Source organism: Catellatospora sp. NPDC049609, from assembly GCF_040675365.1.
Taxonomy (GTDB): Bacteria; Actinomycetota; Actinomycetes; order Mycobacteriales; family Micromonosporaceae; genus Catellatospora.
Map to the genome: position 1 here is coordinate 1 of NZ_JBFAOU010000389.1, position 2822 is coordinate 2822.

Here is a 2822-nt window from a genome sequence, read left to right on the forward strand (position 1 = left end):
GTGGACCCTCGACAAGTCCTATCGTTCCAGATCGGAGGCACTTTCGCTTTCATGATCGGCTATGCGGACCGACGCTCATGAAAGAGCGAGGCTAACACCAGGGATGATGTGCGGCGTGACCGACGCTGACGCTGAGCCCAACGACGAGAAGACGACCAAGGGTAAGACCACCCGAGAGATCGTGATCCACGTGGCTCCGCGTGGTGCCTTCCCGAAGATCGTCAACCCGCTCGAGGAGCTTCAAGAGAGCATCAAGCGGTGGACCTTCGAGGCTTCCCCGTTCGTCCGGTTGGCAGAGGAGATCAAGGCTAAGCATGAGGGTGCGCTGAGTGAGGCCTTCTCGCCGATTAGGTGGGGACTCGCCGACGCAATACAGCAGTCGCTTGGACGACCGATCTTTATGGCTTACCAGGAGAACGTTCGCCGATTGTTCGACTTCAGCTCGGTCCTGCCGAACTACAGCAAGCTGCTTGAGGGCATTCTCCCGAAGATCGAGTACGGTGAGCTGTTCCGGCGACTTCAGCCGGCAAACTGGGCCGACGTTCCCGACGACATCGACCCCTTCGCGCTGATCGACCTCGCCGAGGAGGGCATTCCCACGGCGTGGGTCCCTCGTGCTGAGGTGCTGGTGGCACTCGTCAGCGCGGACGTTGACAAGCGCCTGCAGGTACTTCTTGACCATCAGGGTCAGGTACTCGAAGACTGCGATGTGACGTTGTCGGAGACGTCCCAGGGTGCACACGCTGAGCAGATGGTTCTGCTTGTCCAGGCGGTCGCCTCCGCTCGGCTCTGCCTTTTCGCGCCCGCACAGGCGATCGCTGCTTCTGTGCTAGACACCCTGATCCGCAAGAGCATGTCGCCGGGGGAGAAGTATTCGGCGTGGCTAAGGAAGCACCCCGCAGACAAGTCGTGGCCCATTGGACAGATGCGGTACTTCACGGCGATGACACCCATGAGCCGGGCGTTCAAGGAGTTCTGGAAGAGCAAGGGCGACCCAATCCCCGACGCCTTCAACCGCCACGCCAGTACTCACGCCGCTGGGGCGATCCAGTACACCGAGGGCAACGCCCTGGTTGGGGTCATGCTCGCCGTGTCGGTGCTTCGAGAACTCCATGAGAAGGATGAGGAGGCTCGCCGGGCAGCCGAAGCGGAGGACGAGGAGGACAACGTCTAAGGACGCTCGACCAGCAGTGCGGCCCGGCTTCGTGAGTCTGCGAGAGCTGGGCCGATCTGTGTCTGCCGACGGATCAGTCCTCCGGATGAACGCCGTTCTTCCGCAGCAAGGTCCTGATCCACTCGCGGGACAAGCCGGTCTCCGCCACGAGATCACGCATCCGTGTGCCACCGCGAGCAGCATCGACGATCGAGGTCGTCAGCGTCTCTCGTGCGGTGCGCAGGCGGTCCTGGCTGGTGACGACCGCCGCCTTGGCGTCATCCAGAGCAGCCTGTGCGGCGCGGTACTCAGAGACAGCGGCCGTGAGGTCCATGCAGGGAGCATGGCAGGCCACTGATCTTGGCCAGGCAGGAACGGCTAGGTTGGCCAAGTAAGTATGGTCTTGTTGGCCTAGTAAGGGTTAGGGTGTGGGCAGCCCTCGCCGTTCGCGCACGCACCGCCGGGCGGCGAGGTGCATTCAACCTTTCGGTCACCCTCACCTCGCTTGAGCAGGTAAATCGGCGTGTGCACCGTTAGACAGACGTCTATGCCTCCTTGGCGTCATTGGTGCAAGGGCAACCGCACCACACCGAGGAGGAACCATGACCACCACCGCCGATACGTTCGCCGCCATCAACGCCGGTGACGCCATCACCCTGACCCTCACGGACGGGACCACCCTCATCGGGGAGTTCGTCGGGGTCACCGCGAAGGGCGCCACGCTCATGGTCGACGGCAAGTCTCGTACCTGCACCCTCGCGAAGATCGCGGGCGTGGCTGCTCCGGAGGCGACTACGCCGGCCAAGCCCGAGAAGGAGACCCCCGAGGACATGACCACCGCCGAGGTCGCCGACATCTTCGAGATCCCCGCCAAGGAACTGCGCAAGGCCACCCGTGCAATGGGCCTGGGCGTGGCGCGTGGTCGTCGGTACTACTTCTCCGAGGACGACGTCAAGGCGATCAGCAAGCACCTTGCGCAGGTCGAGGTTGAGGCCAAGGCCGCCGCCGAGGAGGACGCGAAGGAGGCCGAGACGGTCGCCGCGTGATCGTCCTCGCGATCGTGACCGCAGGCGCGGTGGCAGCGTTTGCCGTGCCTGCGGCTCTTCTCGACCACACCCACTTCCGTTACTGCGGCAAGCACAGGAGGAGTCGATGACGCCCCAAGAGGCCTTCAACAAGGTCTACGACACGATGACCGAGGTCGCCCCCAACATCGAAGGCCCCACCGAGGAGCTGTTGCTCCTGATCTCCCGCCTCGCAGATCTGCTCGCGGATGAGGAAGCGCCCGCGCGCCAAGGCTGACGACATCCCCGCACCAGGAAGCCCTCGATCACTGGAATTGACCGGGGGCTCTTCCATAGCCTACCGAGCGGCGAACCCGCGACGACGCCGAGAACGCGATCTTCGCCTACATCGACGGCTGGTACAACCGCGAACGCATCCAGAAGGACCTCGACTGGCTTCCCCCGGACGAGTACGAGGCCGTCTGGTACACAAAGAACATCGATACACCCGACTCCGTCAACACCCCCTTGAGCAGGCCGTAGCCTGCTAACCGCATCTCCGGGTCATCGGGATGCTCTTATAGAAGTCAAGCCCGATGGAGTGCTTCGAAGTCGGCCTTGATCGCGTGATAGACCTCGCGGGCGAGATATCGCTTCAGGCAGCG

Annotated in this window: 4 protein-coding genes and 1 pseudogene; 4 read left to right on the forward strand and 1 reads right to left on the reverse strand. The window is 63.1% G+C overall.

Going from position 1 to position 2822, the window contains the following annotated elements:
- Nucleotides 1–115 precede the first annotated feature (115 nt).
- The gene (locus AB0J67_RS40405; RefSeq protein WP_363491006.1) at nt 116–1174 is read left to right on the forward strand and encodes a hypothetical protein; all 1059 of its coding nucleotides are present in this window, start codon (nt 116–118) and stop codon (nt 1172–1174) included.
- A gap of 73 nt (nt 1175–1247) precedes the next feature.
- On the opposite strand, the gene AB0J67_RS40410 is transcribed toward AB0J67_RS40405, so the two are convergent.
- Nucleotides 1248–1487, reverse strand: a complete 240-nt coding sequence (locus AB0J67_RS40410; protein WP_363491008.1) for a hypothetical protein — start codon at nt 1485–1487, stop codon at nt 1248–1250.
- Between the two features lie 268 nt (nt 1488–1755).
- Between AB0J67_RS40410 and AB0J67_RS40415 the strand changes: the two genes are divergently transcribed.
- The 3 genes and pseudogenes from AB0J67_RS40415 to AB0J67_RS40425 form a co-directional block, all read left to right on the forward strand.
- Entirely contained in the window at nt 1756–2199 is a 444-nt protein-coding gene (locus AB0J67_RS40415; RefSeq protein WP_363491010.1) for a helix-turn-helix domain-containing protein, read from the forward strand.
- A gap of 106 nt (nt 2200–2305) precedes the next feature.
- Entirely contained in the window at nt 2306–2455 is a 150-nt protein-coding gene (locus tag AB0J67_RS40420) for a hypothetical protein (RefSeq protein ID WP_363491012.1), read from the forward strand.
- An 86-nt stretch (nt 2456–2541) separates the two neighbouring features.
- A pseudogene (locus tag AB0J67_RS40425) lies at nt 2542–2700 on the forward strand (hypothetical protein); the annotation flags it as partial.
- Nucleotides 2701–2822: the final 122 nt, after the last annotated feature.

Excerpts from the sequence above, each read along its gene's own strand:
- AB0J67_RS40420 (WP_363491012.1), top strand. The coding sequence starts at position 2,306 with ATGACGCCCCAAGAGGCCTTCAACAAGGTCTACGACACGATGACCGAG.
- AB0J67_RS40415 (WP_363491010.1), top strand. The coding sequence starts at position 1,756 with ATGACCACCACCGCCGATACGTTCGCCGCCATCAACGCCGGTGACGCC.
- AB0J67_RS40410 (WP_363491008.1), bottom strand. The coding sequence starts at position 1,487 with ATGGACCTCACGGCCGCTGTCTCTGAGTACCGCGCCGCACAGGCTGCT.